Source organism: Stenotrophomonas sp. STEN022 (assembly GCF_056760155.1).
Genome location: NZ_JBRREG010000010.1, coordinates 50,034 through 67,654, shown reverse-complemented (window position 1 = coordinate 67,654; position 17,621 = coordinate 50,034). Strand labels below are relative to the sequence as shown.

At 64.7% G+C, this 17,621-nt stretch carries 14 protein-coding genes; 9 read left to right on the top strand and 5 right to left on the bottom strand.

Features of this window, described 5'->3' with window-relative positions; genetic code table 11:
- Positions 1-369: 369 nt before the first annotated feature.
- Genes ACVOMF_RS04055 through coaBC form a run of 3 tightly spaced genes read right to left on the bottom strand, consistent with a single transcriptional unit; the run spans position 370 to position 4,442 of the window.
- Positions 370-2,721: a phosphomannomutase/phosphoglucomutase gene (locus tag ACVOMF_RS04055; RefSeq protein ID WP_481508140.1), complete on the bottom strand. Its 2,352-nt coding sequence runs from the start codon at positions 2,719-2,721 to the stop codon at positions 370-372.
- Between the two features lie 15 nt (positions 2,722-2,736).
- Positions 2,737-3,204, bottom strand: a complete 468-nt coding sequence (gene dut / locus ACVOMF_RS04050; protein WP_481508139.1) for a dUTP diphosphatase — start codon at positions 3,202-3,204, stop codon at positions 2,737-2,739.
- The gene (gene coaBC / locus ACVOMF_RS04045; RefSeq protein ID WP_481508138.1) at positions 3,201-4,442 is read right to left on the bottom strand and encodes a bifunctional phosphopantothenoylcysteine decarboxylase/phosphopantothenate--cysteine ligase CoaBC; all 1,242 of its coding nucleotides are present in this window, start codon (positions 4,440-4,442) and stop codon (positions 3,201-3,203) included. The genes dut and coaBC overlap by 4 nt, the downstream gene beginning before the upstream one ends.
- Before the next feature lie 97 nt (positions 4,443-4,539).
- On the opposite strand from coaBC, the gene radC reads away from it, so the two are divergent.
- The 4 genes from radC (at position 4,540) to ACVOMF_RS04025 (ending at position 9,378) form a co-directional block, all read left to right on the top strand.
- The gene (gene radC, locus ACVOMF_RS04040) at positions 4,540-5,214 is read left to right on the top strand and encodes a RadC family protein (RefSeq protein WP_481508143.1); all 675 of its coding nucleotides are present in this window, start codon (positions 4,540-4,542) and stop codon (positions 5,212-5,214) included.
- Positions 5,215-5,410: 196 nt separating this feature from the next.
- Positions 5,411-7,099, top strand: coding sequence for an arginine--tRNA ligase (argS, locus tag ACVOMF_RS04035; RefSeq protein WP_481508137.1), 1,689 nt, complete (start codon positions 5,411-5,413; stop codon positions 7,097-7,099).
- A gap of 21 nt (positions 7,100-7,120) precedes the next feature.
- Positions 7,121-8,002: an SPOR domain-containing protein gene (locus ACVOMF_RS04030; RefSeq protein WP_481508136.1), complete on the top strand. Its 882-nt coding sequence runs from the start codon at positions 7,121-7,123 to the stop codon at positions 8,000-8,002.
- A gap of 626 nt (positions 8,003-8,628) precedes the next feature.
- On the top strand, positions 8,629-9,378 hold the full coding sequence (locus ACVOMF_RS04025; RefSeq protein WP_481508135.1) for an SDR family NAD(P)-dependent oxidoreductase: 750 nt from the start codon (positions 8,629-8,631) through the stop codon (positions 9,376-9,378).
- Positions 9,379-9,464: 86 nt separating this feature from the next.
- On the opposite strand, the gene speA is transcribed toward ACVOMF_RS04025, so the two are convergent.
- Positions 9,465-11,354 carry an arginine decarboxylase gene (gene speA / locus ACVOMF_RS04020; RefSeq protein WP_481508134.1) on the bottom strand — a complete coding sequence of 630 codons (1,890 nt, stop codon included), beginning with the start codon at positions 11,352-11,354 and terminating at the stop codon, positions 9,465-9,467.
- Positions 11,355-11,617: 263 nt separating this feature from the next.
- Here speA and speE point away from each other — a divergent pair, with 263 nt between their 5' ends.
- On the top strand, positions 11,618-12,475 hold the full coding sequence (speE, locus tag ACVOMF_RS04015; protein ID WP_481508133.1) for a polyamine aminopropyltransferase: 858 nt from the start codon (positions 11,618-11,620) through the stop codon (positions 12,473-12,475).
- A gap of 270 nt (positions 12,476-12,745) precedes the next feature.
- Complete coding sequence (locus ACVOMF_RS04010; protein WP_481508132.1) at positions 12,746-13,402, top strand: RIO1 family regulatory kinase/ATPase domain-containing protein; 657 nt, start codon at positions 12,746-12,748, stop codon at positions 13,400-13,402.
- A 146-nt stretch (positions 13,403-13,548) separates the two neighbouring features.
- Here ACVOMF_RS04010 and ACVOMF_RS04005 read toward each other — a convergent pair whose 3' ends face one another.
- Positions 13,549-13,887 carry a P-II family nitrogen regulator gene (locus ACVOMF_RS04005; protein WP_054662546.1) on the bottom strand — a complete coding sequence of 113 codons (339 nt, stop codon included), beginning with the start codon at positions 13,885-13,887 and terminating at the stop codon, positions 13,549-13,551.
- A gap of 155 nt (positions 13,888-14,042) precedes the next feature.
- Here ACVOMF_RS04005 and ubiK point away from each other — a divergent pair, with 155 nt between their 5' ends.
- The 3 genes from ubiK to ACVOMF_RS03990 all read left to right on the top strand — a co-directional run bounded on the left by ubiK (position 14,043) and on the right by ACVOMF_RS03990 (position 17,563).
- Positions 14,043-14,300 carry a ubiquinone biosynthesis accessory factor UbiK gene (ubiK, locus tag ACVOMF_RS04000; RefSeq protein ID WP_481508131.1) on the top strand — a complete coding sequence of 86 codons (258 nt, stop codon included), beginning with the start codon at positions 14,043-14,045 and terminating at the stop codon, positions 14,298-14,300.
- A gap of 10 nt (positions 14,301-14,310) precedes the next feature.
- Entirely contained in the window at positions 14,311-15,825 is a 1,515-nt protein-coding gene (locus tag ACVOMF_RS03995) for a YifB family Mg chelatase-like AAA ATPase (RefSeq protein WP_481508130.1), read from the top strand.
- Positions 15,826-16,036: 211 nt separating this feature from the next.
- Positions 16,037-17,563, top strand: coding sequence for an esterase/lipase family protein (locus ACVOMF_RS03990; RefSeq protein WP_481508129.1), 1,527 nt, complete (start codon positions 16,037-16,039; stop codon positions 17,561-17,563).
- The last annotated feature ends 58 nt before the right edge of the window (positions 17,564-17,621 follow it).

Below are 17,621 nucleotides of genomic sequence, written 5' to 3'. Positions count from 1 at the left end.
CTTTATTAACCAAATTTTGCGGGGTTTTTCCCGGGGCGGCCCATTTCGCTCCGGGGTGCCCCCCGCCCCCACAAGCCAGCGCAAGCGAAGGCAAGAGCAACGACCACGGCAACCCCTCCCCAACCCTCCCCTTGGCTACGCCAAAGGGAGGGGGCGGTGTGCGCGCAGCCTGTCAGATCGAAGCGCAACCGCTTGTCTCCCTCCCTTTGGCGTAGCCAAGGGGAGGGCTGCGGAGGGGTGCTCTTTGCAAAAATCCCAAGCACCCGGCAAACCCACCATGCAGGAAAGCGACACGCGAAAATCAAAGCCTACGAAAGCAAAAAGCCGCCCGCGCAAAACGCGGACGGCTTTTTTCCAAACAAGAACCGATCAGAACCCCAGTTCAGTCCCCTCCGGCAACACCTGCAGCAGCTGCTCCCGGAACACACCCTTGATCCGCTCCAGCGCCACTTCATCGTTGGCCTCGAAGCGCAACACCAGCACCGGTGTGGTGTTGGAGGCACGCACCAGACCCCAACCATCGCTGAAGTCGGCACGCAGGCCATCGATCGTCGAGATACGCGCGCCTGCAAATGGAGAGTCCTCAACCTGCGCTGCGCCCACGATCAAGGCCACCTGTGCATGCTGTGTGCCCTCTTCCACCGCAACCTTCAGCTCCGGCGTGGAGATCGCGTCCGGCAACTCGTTCAGCACTTCGGACGGTTCTTCATCACGCTGCGCCAGAATCTCCAGCAGGCGTGCCGCGGCGTACAGGCCATCATCAAAGCCGTACCAGCGCTCCTTGAAGAAGAAGTGGCCGCTCATCTCGCCGGCCAGCTCGGCATCGGTCTCGCGCATCTTGGCCTTGACCAAGGAATGCCCGGTCTTCCACATCATCGGGCTGCCGCCGTTGCGCAGAATGTAATCGGACAACTTGCCCGTGCACTTCACGTCGTAGATGACCATCGCGCCGGGGTTGCGCGCCAGCACATCGGCGGCGAACAACATCAGCAGGCGGTCGGCAAAAATGATCTTGCCGTCCTTGGTGACCACGCCGAGGCGGTCGCCATCACCATCGAAGGCCACGCCAAGGTCGGCGTCGAAACGTTTGACCATCTGCACCAGGTCTTCGAGGTTGTGCGGGTCGCTGGGGTCCGGGTGGTGGTTGGGGAAGTCACCATCCACCTCGCAGTACAGCGGAATCACCTCGGCGCCGATGGCTTCCAGCAACTGCGGCGCCACCGCGCCGGCCACGCCATTGCCCGCGTCGGCGACGATCTTGAGCGGGCGGTCCAGCTGCACGTCATCGGCGATGCGCTGCACGTAGTCGTTGATGACCTCGCGTTGCTGCAGGCTGCCTTCGCTGTCGGCATGCTGCAGGCGGCCTTCCTGGATGCGCTTGTACAGGTCGGTGATGGCGTCGCCGGACAGCGTCTCGCCACCGATGACGATCTTGAAACCGTTGTAGTCCGGCGGGTTGTGGCTGCCAGTAACCGCCACGCAGCTGCCGGCACGCAGGTGATAGCTGGCGAAATACACCACCGGGGTCGGTGCCATGCCGATATCGATCACATCGCAGCCAGCGCGGCGCAGGCCGGTGATCAAGGCATCGGCCAGCTCCGGCCCGGACAGACGACCGTCGCGACCCACCACCACATCGCGCAGACCCTGCGCCTGCATTTCGCTGCCGATGGCCTGGCCAATCAGCGTGGCGACATTGGCATTCAATTCAGTGCCAAGCACGCCACGGATGTCATAGGCGCGGAAGATGACCGGCAATACCGCGTCCGCGCCCGGCTCAGCGCGCGCCTGCGGCGCATCGCCAGCGCGCGCATTGGCCGCGACCGGCAGCGGTTGCGGGTCCTGCTCCAGCGCTTCCTGCAAGGTCGGACCACCATCGTCGGCCTGAGCGGTGCTCTTGCGCAGGACCGGCAGATTCGCCAAACGCTTGCGTCCCAGCAGCAACAGCAAGGCAATAGCCAGCAGCAATAGCGCCACGATAGCGCTGGCAATCACGCCAAGGCCCATCAAGCCGGTGCTGGCATCCGGCAGCTCGGCGACAACCCGCAGGCCGGTATCGCCGACCGGGCGCGCCAGTGCATCGGCCCTGCTACCCAGATCAGTGGCGCCCTTCTGGACGATGGTGAAACCGCCCTGGCGTAGCCCGAGGAAGGCACTGCCCGGCGAATCAATGCCATCGAACACGGAGGTCAGCCGGGTCAACGGCTGACGGATGTAGATCACCGCCGGCTTGCCCTGCAACAGCACCGGTGCGGCCAGGCCCAGGCGCGGGCTGCCGCCATCACGGACCACCAGCGCCACCGGCTGGCCGGTGGCCATGGCCTGTTCCAGCAGCGCCAGCCGCGAGTAGCCGAACGCCACCGGCTCGGCATAAGCCTCGGCCAGGCTGGCGTCGAGTACCTGCGCATCTTCCACGCCGGTCCATTTGTCACGTACCGCCAAGGCGACGGCGGCGGCATCGCCGCTGGCCAGCGCGGCCTTGACCGGCTCCAGCGCCAACTGCTTGCCGAACTGTGCGGTCTGCGCAGCCAGTGCCTGCTGCACGCCGGTCACGGCCTGATCGCGGGATTGCTCAAGGCCGGCACTGGTGCCGGACTGCATCCATTGATCTACCGCACTCCAGCCGAACCACCCGGCCAACAACAGCAGCAGTACCGCCAGCAGTGGTGTTGATCGACCCAGCGCAGGACGTGGCCGCCCGCTCTCATTGCCTTGGCTCATCGTGCGTTCCCCCTGTCAGCGCACCCCGGTGTGGCCGAATCCACCCGTTCCACGTGCACTGTCGATGAAAGTATCTACTACCTGCAACGTTACGCGTGCAATCGGCATCACCACCAACTGCGCGATACGGTCGCCCGGTTCGATGGTGAAGGCGTCGCGGCCGCGGTTCCACACACTGATCAGCAGCGGACCCTGGTAATCGGCATCGATCAAGCCAGTGCCATTTCCCAACACGATACCGTGGCGGTGACCCAGCCCCGAACGCGGCAAAACCACCGCGCACAGACCCGGATCAGCGATATGGATCGCGATGCCGCTGGGTAGCAGGGCCGCATCGCCGGGCTCCAGCGTCAGCGGCGCCTCGGTCGCCGCGCGCAGGTCCATGCCGGCGCTGGCCTCGGTGGCGTAGGCCGGCAGCGGCCAGCTGTCGCCGAAGCGCGGGTCCAGCAACTTCACCTGCAAGGGCTGCAGCTCATTACTCATGCGTCCAACCTCTCGGCAATCAAATCCAGCAATTGTTCGGCCAGCTGGGTCTTGGCGGTGCCCGGGAACTCGCGCAGACCGCCGTTCCAGTAGGCCACGGCCGCGTTCTGGTCACTCTCGAAGCCATTACCGGCAATGCCGACCTGGTTGGCGATGATCAGGTCCAGATGCTTGTCGGCCAACTTGCCGCGCGCGTACTTCTCCACATCGTGGGTTTCGGCGGCGAAGCCCACCACCAGCTTCAAGGCCTGCTCGTGCACGGCCACTTCGGCCAGGATGTCGGCGGTGCGCACCAGCTCCAGGGTCAGGGTCTGGGTGCCGGCGGTCTTCTTCAGCTTCTGCGGCGAGACCTGGCGCGGCGTGTAATCGGCCACGGCGGCGGCGCCGATGTAGATATCGGCCGGCAAGGCGCCGAGCACGGCCTCGCGCATCTGCGCGGCCGAGCGCACATCAATGCGCTGCACACCGGCCGGCGTGGCCAGCTGCACCGGACCGCTGACCAGCACCACCTGCGCGCCCTGCCGGGCGGCGGCAGCGGCCAGGGCATAGCCCATCTTGCCGCTGCTGCGGTTGCCGACATAGCGCACCGGGTCCAGGTCTTCGTAGGTGGGGCCGGCGCTGATCAGCACGCGCATGCCGTTCAGGCGACCCGGCTTGGCCGGGGCCGGCGGGGCCAGGTTGCCAGCCAGCGCGGCAATGATGGTCGGTGCCTCGCTGACCCGACCGGGGCCGGATTCGCCCTCGGCCAGCGGGCCGTCCTCGGGCCCGATAACCTGCACGCCGCGCTCGCGCAGCAGTGCCATGTTGGCCTGGGTGGCCGGATGCAGCCACATGCGGTGATTCATTGCCGGGCACACGGTCAGCGGCGCGGTACTGGCCAGGCATAGCGTGGTCACCAGGTCGTCGGCATTGCCGTGCGCCAGCCGCGCCAGCAGGTCGGCCGTGGCCGGCGCGATGATGATGCGGTCGGCCCAGCGCGCCAGTTCGATATGGCCCATCGCCTGCTCGGCGGCGCTGTCCCACAGCGTGGTGCGGGTGGGGTGGCCGGACAGCGCCTGGAAGCTCAGCGGAGTGACGAACTGCTGCGCACCAGCCGTCATCGCCACCTGCACGGTGGCGCCGGCATCACGCAGCCGACGCACCAGCTCCAGCGACTTGTACGCAGCGATACCGCCGCCTACGCATAGCAGCAGCTTCTGTCCTTCCAAGGGGCGGGAAGTGGGGGAAACGGCGGTCACGGATGGGGATTCCTAGGTACAGAAGAAGGGTTAGCTTAACCGAAGGCTTTGTTACGCCTGATCCAGTTTTTGGCAAATGGCGGTGAATCTGCCACTCATGCACATCCGTGATTGGCCCAGCGCTGAACGCCCGCGCGAAAAACTACTGGCACGAGGTACAGCCGCACTTTCCGATGCGGAGCTGCTGGCAATTTTCCTCGGTTCGGGCCTGCGCGGGCGTGATGCGGTGCAGACCGCGCGCGAGCTTTTGCAAGCTCACGGCCCGCTGCGGGTGCTGCTGGACCGCAGTGCGCCGCAACTGGCCAAGTTGCCAGGGCTGGGCCCGGCCCGCGCCTGCCAGCTCAGCGCCGCGTTGGAACTGAGTCGGCGCCATCTGGCCGCCGCACTGGAACGCGGCGATGCACTGACCGACCCAGCCGCCGCCGGCCGCTACTTCGCCCAGCGCCTGCGCCACCGGCCGCAGGAGGTGTTCGCGGCGTTATTCCTGGACAACCGCCATCGGGCACTGGCCTTTGAAGAGTTATCCACAGGAACGGTAGACAGCGCCGAGGTACATCCGCGTGAAGTCGTCCTCCAGGCCTTGGCCCACAACGCTGCGGCGGTGATCGTCGGCCACAACCATCCGTCCGGGAATCCTGAACCGTCGGCGGCCGACCGCGCCATCACCACGCGGCTGCAGCAGGCCTTGGCGCTGGTGGATATCCGCCTGCTCGACCATTTCGTGATCGGCGACGGCGCACCGGTGTCGCTGGCCGCGCGGGGCTGGGTCTGAACGGCTCAGCCTGAACCACCTCACCCGTATCCCACACCGCAAATCCGCAACGCCGGGGACCGGAATCCCCCTTGCCCGCTGGCCGCCGCGGTCTTTCTGTTTTTTTGACATTGCTGACCTCTGCGGGCAGCTCGCGGGCGGCCGTGACGCAGGTCAGGTAAAATGGTCAGTTCCGCGCTTCAAGCAGAATAGTCACGTGAAAGCCCAACTCCGCGCCCTCATCGGCCAAGGCATCGAAGCCTTGCGCGCCAACGGCACTTTGCCTGCCGACACCCTGCCGCCGGATTTCGTGGTCGAGCGACCCAAGACCCGCGAACACGGTGATTTCGCCACCAACGCCGCCATGCTGCTGGCCAAGGCCGCGCGCAGCAATCCGCGCGCCGTTGCGCAGGCGCTGCTTGCCGCGTTGCCGGCCAGTGACGACATCGTCAATGTCGAGATCGCCGGCCCTGGCTTCATCAATTTCAAACTCTCGCCGGTGGCTTACCAGCGCGAAGTGGTCAGTGTGCTCAAGGAAGCCGAGGACTATGGCCGCAACCTGAGCGGCAACGGCCGCAGCGTCGGCGTCGAATATGTGTCGGCCAACCCGACCGGCCCGCTGCATGTCGGCCACGGCCGCGCCGGTGCGATCGGCGATTGCATTGCCCGCGTGCTGGAAGCCAACGGCTGGAACGCCAAGCGTGAGTTCTATTACAACGACGCCGGCGTGCAGATCGAAAACCTGGCCAAGTCGGTGCAGGCGCGTGCACGTGGCTTCAAGCCGGGCGACGAGCAGTGGCCGACCGAAGCCTACAACGGTGAATACATCGGCGACGTGGCCAAGGCCTACCTGCTGGGTGAGACCGTGGACCTGGAAGGCAGCCAGGTCGTCGGCGCCAAGGATGCCGAGAACCTGGAGGAAGTCCGCCGCTTCGCCGTTGCCTACCTGCGCAACGAGCAGAACCTGGACCTGGCTGCATTCGGCGTGGATTTCGACATCTACTTCCTGGAAAGCTCGCTGTACAAGGACGGCAAGGTCGCCGAGACCGTGCAGCAGCTGATCAGCTCCGGACACACCTACGAGGAAGGCGGCGCGCTGTGGCTGCGCTCCACCGATTTTGGTGACGACAAGGACCGCGTGATGCGCAAGTCCGACGGCACCTACACCTACTTCCTGCCGGACGTGGCCTACCACCTGAGCAAGTGGCAGCGCGGTTACGAACGCGCCATCACCGAGCTCGGCGCCGACCACCACGGCTCGCTGGCACGCGTGCGCGCCGGCCTGCAGGCGCTGGACCTGGGCATTCCCAAGGGCTGGCCGGAATACGTGCTGCACCAGATGGTGACGGTGATGCGCGGCGGCGAGGAAGTGAAGCTGTCCAAGCGTGCCGGTAGCTACCTGACCCTGCGTGACCTGATCGAGGAAGTGGGCAGCGATGCGGTGCGTTGGTTCCTGATCGCGCGCAAGCCCGATTCGCAGCTGACCTTCGACATCGACCTGGCCCGCCAGCAGAGCAGCGACAACCCGGTGTTCTACGTGCAGTACGCGCATGCCCGCGTGTGCTCACTGCTGCGCCAGGCGCAGGAAAAGGGCCTGGACTACAAGCAGGCCGACGGCCTGGCCGCGCTGTCGCACCTGGGCGACGACGCCTCGCTGGAACTGATGAACGAAATCTCGCGTTACCCGGAAGTGGTGGAAGCGGCCGGTATCGCGCTGGAACCGCATCAGGTCGCGCAGTACCTGCGTGAATTGGCACACGCTTTCCACACGTGGTATCACGGCACCCCCGTGCTGGTGGATGATGCAGCCGAGCGCAACGCCAAGCTCACCTTGGCCAGCGCCGCACGGCAGACCCTGGCCAATGGCCTGAGCATCCTGGGCGTCAGTGCCCCGGAAAAGATGTAAACACCTGGAGACGCAGTAGACATGGCAGCACGACGCGGCAAAACCCAAGCCCGGCGCAACAACGACAATGGCACGCCCGGCTGGGTGTGGCTGGTTGCCGGCGTGGCGATTGCGGCAGTGGTGTTCCTGGCGGCGCCGAACCTGTTCAAGAAGGACGGCGACGGTTTCCTGCGCGTAGGCCCGCAACCCAATCCGGACGCACAGCCGGCACCGGTTGCTGACGCCGACGTCGACGCCGGGGTGGAATCGAACAAGCCAGCCACGCCTTCCGCTGCCAAGCCGGAGGAAAAGCCAGCCACCCAGTACGACTTCTACACCCTGCTGCCAGGCACCGAAGTACAGATGTCCGACGCCGAGTTGGCAGCCAGTGCCAAGGCCGAGGAACAGCGCCGTGCTGCTGCGGCGCGCGCGACTGCGGCTGCAACGCCGGTCACCCCGCCAACCGATGCCCAGCGTGCGCAGGCTGCACTGGAAGGACGTCCGTTGCCGGCACCGGTGAGCGAAGCCACCCGCCAGCCGGCACCGATCAGCGAAACCGCTGCCCGCCCGGCGCAGGTTGCCAGCGTTACCCCGGCAGCTGCAGCCACGACTCCCAAGCCGGCGCCTGCCGCAGCAACGCCTGCCCCGGCTGCGACGGTTGCAACTGCCGCGCCGGCAGCAGCGACCGAGAACGTGCGCTACATCCTGCAGGCAGGTGCATTCGGTGCTTCGGGTGATGCCGAATCGACCAAGGCCAAGCTGGCGATGATGGGCCTGGCAGCGCGCGTGGAATCGGCACAGATCAACGGCAACACCGTATACCGCGTACGCATGGGCCCGTATGGCACCGCCAGCGAACTGGCCGAGGCCAAGGCCAAGCTCAACGGCACTGGCTTGCAGGCCATGGCGATCAAGGCGCAGTAACACCGCTGAAGGCGGTGTTACCCCAAAGTTTGTGAAGCAAACTTTGGGCCCCGTGCCCGTTACACCCACAACCCCGCGCCTGTCGGCGCGCCCCCTTGACTCAAGGGGGCTGTTGCGACTGACAGATCGCTCGAAGAGCCCTTTGAACATTCAGGCCCTGACATCGCTTTGGTGTTGGGGCTTTTTGTTTGTGCCGTTGTAGCCCGGGTAAGCGGAGCGCACCCAGGGCTTAATCGTGCGTCGATTGTTCTTGCTACGTTGTTTTACCTGCAAAGAGCCCCCCTCCCCAACCCTCCCCTGCGCCTGCGGCGCACGGGAGGGAGCAGAGCGCGGCCTCGCTTCGCCACACCGCAGCCCGACAGATCACGCAGTCACCCCCTCCCTTGCGCCGCAGGGGAGGGTTGGGGAAGGGTGCTTTGGCTCTTGGCTTTGGCTCTTGGCTTTAGCTCCTGGCTTTGGCTCCTGGCTTTGGCTTTAGCCCTTCTCCCGCCTGCGGGAGAAGGGTTGGGATGAGGGGGCGCTTTTGCTTTTGCTTTTGCTTTTGCATGTGACGTCGGCCCCACCTCCCCACACCCCCACCGCCGCAAAGTGCGAAAATCCAGATCCCCCGCCCCAAGGATTCCGCAATGTCCAAGACCGCTCTGATCACCGGTGCCACGTCCGGCTTCGGCGCCGCCGCTGTCCGTCGCTTCGTTGCTGCGGGCTGGAAAGTGATCGCTACCGGTCGTCGTGCCGAGCGCCTGCAGCCGCTGGTGGAAGAATTCGGCGCCGACAAGATCCATGCCTCCGCCTTCGACATCCGCGATGCCGCCGCGATGGAAGCGGCACTTGCTGCGTTGCCACCTGCCTTCCGCGACATCGACCTGCTGGTCAACAACGCAGGTCTCGCCCAAGGCACCGCCGCTGCCCAGCACGCCAGCCTGGAAGATTGGCGCACGATGATCGACACCAACATCACCGCGCTGGTCACGTTGACCCATCACCTGCTGCCCAAGCTCGTAGAACGCCGTGGCGCGATCATCAACATCAGCTCCACCGCCGCGCTGTACCCGTACCCGGGTGGCAATGCCTATGGCGGCACCAAGGCCTTCGTCAGCCAGTTCTCGCTGGGCCTGCGCTCGGACCTGCATGGCACCGGCGTGCGCGTGACCGCGATCGAACCGGGCATGGCCGAAACCGAATTCACCCTGGTGCGTACGCATGGCAACCAGGCCGCATCCGATCAGCTGTATGGAGGTGCCAGCCCGATGACGGCTGAAGACATCGCCGAGCAGATCTTCTGGGTGGCAACGCTGCCTGCACACTTGAACGTCAACCGCATCGAGTTGATGCCGGTGAGTCAGTCGTTTGCTGGGTTTCAGGTGTTTCGGGGGTAATTCGGGTTTGTCTGCTTAGAAGCTTCCCCTCACCCCAACCCCTCTCCCGCAGGCGGGAGAGGGGCTTTTAGATGCGGCGTACGTTGCTATGCCAGCGGTTCGTCTGACAGATAGGTGTAGCCGGTCAGGCCGGCTTCCAACGCTGCGTCCAACTCTGCGGCGCGTTCGGCCGAGAGCTGGGCATCAGCCACACGCTTGCGGTACGAGGCACGCAGGTCATCCAGGCTGTAACCCACGTAATCCAACATCACGTCGGTGGTATCGCCGCGACGCTGCTGTGTGATCACGTAACCGTCGTCTTCCACCACCACTTCCACCGCATCGGTATCGCCGAACAGGTTGTGGATGTCGCCGAGGATTTCCTGGTACGCGCCGACCAGGAAGAAGCCGATGCGGTAGCTCTCGCCATGGCGCACCGCGTGCAGCGGCAGCGAGCTGTCCAGGCTTTCGTTCTCGACGTAGGTCTTGACCATGCCATCAGAATCGCAGGTCATGTCGGCGATCACGCCGCGACGCTCGGGGCGCTCGTTCAAGCGCTCGATCGGCACGATCGGGAACACCTGATCGATCGCCCATGCATCCGGGATCGATTCGAACACGCTGAAGTTGACGAAGTACTTGTCGACCAAGCGGTCGTTCAGTTCGTCCAGCGCCGAGCGATGGCTCTTCTCGTCATAGCTCAGGCGCGCACGCACGCCGTTGGCGATGGCGTAGAACAGGTCGTCGATGCGTGCACGTTGCGGCAAGTCGATCTGGCCCAGAGCGTAGGCGCTCAGGCCCTCGGCATGGAAATGCTGGGCTTCCTGGAACAGCTCCACCGCCGGGCGCTGGTCGAGTTCCTCGTGGATCTCGCGCAGGTGGCGGATTGCCGCTGGCTCGTCGTCATGCACTTCCGGCACGCGGCCTTCGGCTGCCTGCTCCACTTCCGACACATTGGCGATCAGCACGGCGTGGTGCGCGGTCATCGCGCGGCCGCACTCGGTGATGATGCGTGGCGGGGTCAGGCCATGCGCCTCGCAGGCCTCGGCCAACGGCTGCACGATGTTGCTGGCGTAAGCGTTGAGGCCGTAGTTGATCGAGCAGTAGCTGCGCGAACGGGTGCCTTCGTAATCGATGCCCAGGCCGCCGCCGACATCGACGTGGCTGATCTTGGCGCCCAGCTGCGACAGCTCGACGAAGTAACGGGTGGCCTCGCGCATGCCGTTGGCGATGTCGCGCACATTGCTGATCTGGCTGCCCATGTGGAAATGCAGCAGGTTCAGGCAATCGGCGTACTCGGTGTCACGCAGCGCCTTCCACAGGTCCAGCAGCTGACGCGGGGACAGGCCGAACTTGGCCTTGTCGCCGCCGCTGTTCTGCCATTTGCCGGCGCCCAGCGAGGCCAGACGCATGCGCACGCCCAGGCCCGGCTTCACGTCCAGTGCCTTGGATTCCTCCAGCACCAGCTTCAGCTCGGACGGCTTCTCGATGACGATATAGGTCTGCAGGCCAAGCTTGCGGCCAATCAGGGCCAGGCGGATGTACTCGCGGTCCTTGTAGCCGTTGCAGACGATCAGCCCGCCCGGCCGGCTCAGCGCCAGCACCGCCATCAGCTCCGGCTTGGAACCGGCTTCCAGGCCGAAGCCCTCGCCGTGGTGGCTGGCCAGGGTGCCGGCCACGCCACGGTGCTGGTTCACCTTGATCGGGTAGACCGCGGTATAGCCGCCGGCGTAGTCCCAGTCGGACTGGGCCTGGGCGAAGGCTGCCTGCAGCTTGCCCAGGCGCTGGCCGAGGATGTCCGGGAAGCGCACCAGCAACGGCAGTTTGGCGCCGGCGGCACGCGCCGAATCGACAACCTGCGGCAACGACACCGCCGCGCCCTGGGCGCCTGCGGGACGGACCACGACGTGCCCGGCGGCATCGACGTCGAAATAACCATCAGACCAGTGCGGAATCGAATAGGTCTTGCGGGCCTGTTCGAGGGACCAATCGCTCATCGGCGTAGCAACTCTCAGCTGTGGATAAATAAGGACGCGCATTCTAACGCTAGCGGGGCAAGGGTCCGTTACAATCCGCGCCCTCACTACCTCCCCTCTCCCCCCCGGAGAGGGGTCGGGGGTGAGGGCAAGCGTGAAACCTGACTGTGACAGGCTTCGCCCTTACCCTCATCCGCCCCTTCGGGGCATCCCCGCCTTCGCGGGGACAGGCTCTTCTCCCGCCCGCGGGAGAAGGGAAAAGTCCATTGCACCCAGGAATCATCATGACCTCCAACGAAAACTGGTTCATCGAACACTTCCAGCCGACCGGTTCGGCTATTGGTTTCCGCATCACCGGCAAGCTGGACGAGGTGCAGTCGCCGTTCCAGAAGATCGAGATCTACGACAGCACCGACTGGGGCAAGTTGATGGTCATCGACGGTGCCATGATGCTGACCACCAAGGACAACTTCTTCTACCACGAGATGATCAGCCACCCGGTGCTGTTCACCCACCCGGCGCCCAAGCGCGTGGTCATTATCGGCGGCGGCGACTGCGGCACCCTGCGCGAGGTGCTCAAGCACCCGGGCGTGGAAAGTGCCACCCAGTGCGACATCGACGAGCAGGTCACCCGCATGGCAGAGAAGTACTTCCCGGAACTGTGCGAATCCAACGGCGACGTGCGCGCCGAGCTGCTGTTCGACGACGGCGTGGCTTACATGGCCAATTGCGCCCCGGGCAGCGTGGACGTGGTGATCGTGGACTCCACCGATCCGGTTGGCCCGGCCGAAGGCCTGTTCAACAAGGCCTTCTTCGAGAGCTGCTTCCGTGCCCTGAAGGACGACGGCCTGCTGGTGCAGCAGAGCGAGTCCCCGCTGGCCCTGCTGGAGCTGATCAAGGACATGCGTTCGGAAATGGGCAAGGCCGGCTTCCAGTCGTTCAAGACCCTGCCGTTCCCGCAGCCGTGCTACCCGACCGGCTGGTGGTCGGTGACCGTGGCCAGCAAGCAGGCCGGTTTCGGCTTCGGCTTCCGCGAGGTCGATTCGGCCGCCAAACCGTTCGACACCCTGTACTACACCGCCCCGCTGCACACCGGCGTGCTGGTCAGCCCCCCGTTCGTGGCCAAGGCGCTGGGCGAATAAGCCCACTGCCAGTGCTGTGAACCGAACCCCGCGCCCGCAACGGCGCGGGGTTTTTCGTTCAGGGCCGGCCGCGGCACACACGCCCCCAACGGTGACAACCGCGTGATCGCAACAATCATTTCCGTCACAAGATTCCTACATTTTTTTTACATTCAGCAATTCATGGACTGTGCAGTTTTATAATTGCCGCACATCCCCGCCCACCCAGGGCACGTTAGACCGGCTTTGCAAGACGCTTCCCGCGCCGTTGCCCGCGTCAGGAAGGTTTGCATGAACACACTGCCCAATTTCGACGGCGAACACGCGGTTGTTCCCACCCACCACTTGCTCAAGCGCGGCGAACGCCTGCTGGAGCCTGACGTCTACCGCACCGAACTTGACGGCCGCCCGGCGGTGGTCAAGGACTACCGCCGCTATCAGGGCACGCCGCTGTCGCCGGTGGCACGCCTGCTGGTGCGCCGCGAAGCCAAGGTGCTCAAGCGTCTGCAGGGCTGGAGGCACGCCCCAGCCTTGCTGGGCACCCTGGGCGGCCTCGCATTGGGCATGGAATACATCCCGGGTGACACCTTGAGTGCCGGTGTGCAGGGCGTGAGCCAGGAAGTCTTCGACCAGTTGCAGAACGCGCTGGCACGCCTGCATGCGGCCGGCATCACCCATAACGACCTGCACGGCACCAATGTGGTGGTCAGCGCCGGCGTGCCGGTATTGCTGGACTTCACCTCGGCACTGCGCTCACCACGCTGGTTACGCAACTGGCCGATCTCGCGGCAGCTGCGCCGCAGCGACATGAAGAACCTGGTGAAGATGCGTCAGCGTCTGACTGGACAGCAGCCTTCCGCCGAACAGGCCGCAGCGCTGGCCGAGCCGGGCTGGGTGCAGGCAGTGCGTAATGCGTGGAAGCGGCTCTATCGTTGGATCAAAGGCTAAAGCCTACCCCTCCCCAACCCTCCCCTTGGCTGCGCCAAAGGGACGGAGCAGAGAGCTTGGCCCCCTCCCTTGCGCATAGCGCAGCGGAGGGTTGGGGAGGGGTGCTCCAAAGCTCTAACGCTTCAAAACGCCAAAACCCACGAACCTCAAAGCGCATCCGCATCCAGCTCGCCGGTGCGGATCCGCACCACGCTGCCCAGGTCGTACACAAACACCTTGCCGTCGCCGATCTTGCCGGTGCCGGCGGCCTTGACGATGGCTTCCACCACCTCGTCAGCCTGTGCATCGGTCACCGCAACCTCGATCTTCACCTTGGGCAGAAAATCGACCACGTACTCGGCACCGCGATACAGCTCGGTGTGACCCTTCTGCCGACCAAAGCCCTTGACCTCGGTGACGGTGATACCGGCCACGCCGCGTTCGGCAAGCGCCTCGCGCACGTCGTCCAGCTTGAACGGCTTGACGATGGCCATGATCATCTTCATAGGTCGGCTCCTTGGGTGATGCCTGCAGCATACCGTGCAGGCTGGCGTGCCACTAGCAAGGTTCCGGACTATCCTTACCATTGGCAATAACGGATACCGATGCCCGCAACCAGCAGCCGCCGCCTAGGCTCGGCTCACCCCTGCGGAGAAACCCCATGATCGACCTCAACCACATTGATGCGCTGGCCCGCCGCCTGAGCGACCTGGTGCCGCCGGGCCTGCGCGACTCGCGCGAAGAACTGCAGGCCACTTTCAAGAGCGCACTGCAGGCAGGGCTTGGCAAGCTGGACCTGGTCACCCGCGAAGAATTTGAAGTGCAGCGTGCCGTCCTGCTGCGCACCCGTGAAAAGCTCGACGCGCTGGAACACGCCGTCGCCGCCCTCGAAAACCGCGCCAGCGACAAGAGCGCCTGAGCGCCGGGCCGTGAGCCTGGCGCTGGTGCACAGCCGCGCCCGTGCGGGTGTGCATGCACCGCTGGTGCAGGTGGAAGTTCACCTGTCCGGCGGCCTGCCCTTCACCCAGATCGTCGGCCTGCCCGAGGCAGCAGTGCGCGAGTCGCGAGACCGGGTGCGCGCCGCCATTCTCTGCGCACAGTTCGACTATCCCGCGCGCCGCATCACCATCAACCTGGCGCCGGCCGACCTGCCCAAGGAAGGCGGCCGTTTTGATCTGCCGATCGCGCTCGGCATCCTCGCTGCCAGCGGCCAGATCGATCGCAACGCGCTGGTCAACCACGAATTCATCGGCGAACTGGCACTGACCGGCGAACTACGTGCGGTAGATGGTGCACTGCCGGCCGCAATCTCAGCCGCCAACGCCCAACGCTGCCTGATCGTGCCACCAGGGAACGCCGGCGAAGCGGCACTGGCCCAGCATGCCGACATCAAGGTCGCACGCACCTTGCTGGAAGTCTGCGCCGCACTGTCGGGCAGCAAGCAGCTACCCGATGCGCAGGTGCCGCCAACCGAACCGGCTGCACTGGCCGACCTCAGCGATGTGCGTGGTCAGCAACATGCGCGACGGGCATTGGAGATTGCTGCAGCAGGCGGCCATCACTTGCTTCTGCTGGGCTCACCCGGCTGCGGCAAGACCCTGCTGGCCTCGCGCCTGCCCGGCATCCTGCCCGAGGCAAGCGAAGAAGAAGCCTTGGAATCCGCTGCCATCGCCTCGATCAGCGGCCGCGGTGTTGATCCGAGTCGCTGGCGGCAACGTCCCTACCGCTCGCCGCACCACACTGCCAGCGCGGTTGCACTGGTTGGCGGCGGCTCGCATCCACGCCCTGGCGAAATCTCCCTCGCGCACAACGGCGTTTTGTTTCTGGATGAGCTACCAGAGTGGAGCCGACATGCCTTGGAGGTGCTGCGCGAACCGCTGGAGTCCGGCGTGGTCACCGTATCCCGCGCGGCACGCAGCATCGAGTTCCCGGCGCGATTCCAACTGGTGGCCGCAATGAACCCTTGTCCTTGCGGCTGGGCCGGCGATAGCAGTGGCCGCTGCCGTTGTACTGCAGAGAGCATACGCCGCTATCGCGCGCGCATTTCCGGCCCACTGCTGGACCGTATCGATCTGCATCTGCAGGTGCCACGGCTGGCACCAAGTGAGTTGCGTGGTGATGCCCCCATTGGTGAGAGCAGCACCGAGGTACGCGAGCGGGTGATGCGGGCAAGGACGCGACAACTGCAACGTGCTGGCAAGGCCAACGCTCATCTTGGCCAAGCCGAAACCCTGCGGGACTGTGGGCTATCTGCTGCCGACAGCGACCTGCTGGAACAGGCGATGGAGCGATTGCAGCTGTCGGCACGCTCGATGCACCGGATCCTGCGGGTCGCGCGGACGATTGCCGATCTTGTAGGGGAGCCGGGGATCCAACGGCTGCACCTGACAGAGGCGATTGGCTATCGGCAGTTGGATCGGGGTGGGAGTGGGGGTGAGGGATAGGTTGTTGTGGGGAGAGGAGCTGCAATGGCAGAAGCCAACCCCTCCCCAGCCCTCCCCTGCGCTATGCGCAAGGGAAGGGGCAGAGCTAGGCCCCCTCCCTTTGGCGCAGCCAAGGGGAGGGTTGGGGAGGGGTTAGCTCTCACAGCACCACATTCAAGACAAATCCCAAAAATCCGTTCACCATCGCCAGCAGCCCCCGCAGAGACCGGCCATGGAACGTATCGAACGCCCCTACTTCCCGATCATCTATGTGCGCGGCTATGCAATGACCCGCGATGAGATCGTGGAGACCACCTCCACGCCATTCATGGGCTTCGAGGCCGGTTCCACCAAGATGCGCCAGGCGCAGGACGGCAGCATCGTCAAGTTCGTGTTCGAGTCACCGCTGGTGCGCTTGATGAAGGACTACAACTACCGCGACGTCTACGAGTTCGGCGCCGAGCGTCGCGACCGCATATCACCACGCTGCATCGTCATCCATCGCTACTACGACCCGGCCGACCCGGCCTTCGGCGATGGCAAGACCCCGTCGATCGTCGATGCCGCCACCGCGCTGGGCAAACGCATCGAACAACTGCGCGACAGCATCTGCGGCAACAACGCGGCCATGCGCAAGGAATTCCGCGTCTATCTGGTCGCCCATTCGATGGGCGGGCTGATCTGCCGTTGCCTGCTGCAGAACCCGGACGTGGCCAGTGCCGAGGTGCGGGCAATGGTGGACAAGGCCTTCACCTATGCAACGCCGCACAACGGCATCGAAGTCGGCGGCATCAACCTGCCCAATCTGCTGTCGATCAACGACATCAACAACTTCAACCGCAGCAACATGAGCAAGTACCTGAAGGTGCCCAAGGACAAGGTCAACACCTTGGGCACGTCCGGCTTTCCACCCGAGCGCCTGTTCTGCCTGATCGGCACCAACGCACGCGATTACGCCGCCGCACACGGCCTTTCCTCATTCGCAGTGGGTGCCTTGAGCGATGGCCTGGTTCGCATCGCCAACGCCTATGTCGAAGGCTCGCCACGGGCCTTCGTCAACCGCAGCCATAGCGGCTACTTCGGCATCGTCAACTCCGAGGAGGGTTACCAGAATCTGGTCCGCTTCCTGTTCGGCGACACCTGCGCCACCGCCCAGCTGGATATCACGGCCCTGCCCTTCCCGCCGGAGATCGAAGCTGCACGCAAACGCGGCAAGAAGATCGAATCCTCGTACTACATCGAAGCCACCGTTGCACCGCGCGGCGCCTACACCTATGAATTGACCTCGCGCACGCAGGCCAACCAGTGCGCCATCCGCCGTGAGTACGGCGATATCTTCGATCCGCAGGGGAATCTGCTGAAGGACAAGCGCTCAACCGTGCTGTTCTCGGTGTTCCTGGACAGCAGCAAGATCCTGGCCGGCAGCGAAATCGCCTTCTCCATCGATCTGGCCGTCAGCAATGCCGGCTACCAGGTGGATGGCGCACTGTTCCTGAAAAACCATATCCCTGGCGAGTATCTGTTCCGCAACACGCTGGTGGTATTCGCCAAACCCGATAGCGCAGGCAGCTGGCGCCTGCGCTATGTCTGGAGTGACGACCAATGGGCAGGTGGCCCCAAGAATGAGGCCGAGCTGGACACCGCCCGCACCAAGGCCATCGGCATCAACCAGCAGACACCGAACGTCTTCGCGATACCACTGCAATCAGCCAAAGGCTTCAACGCCGAGTTGAAGCTTTCGCTTTCCGACTGGCGTTGAATCTTCAATGTATTTCACTCTGCCGTGAGCTCTGTTAGCGAAAGCGCCAGCAGGACGT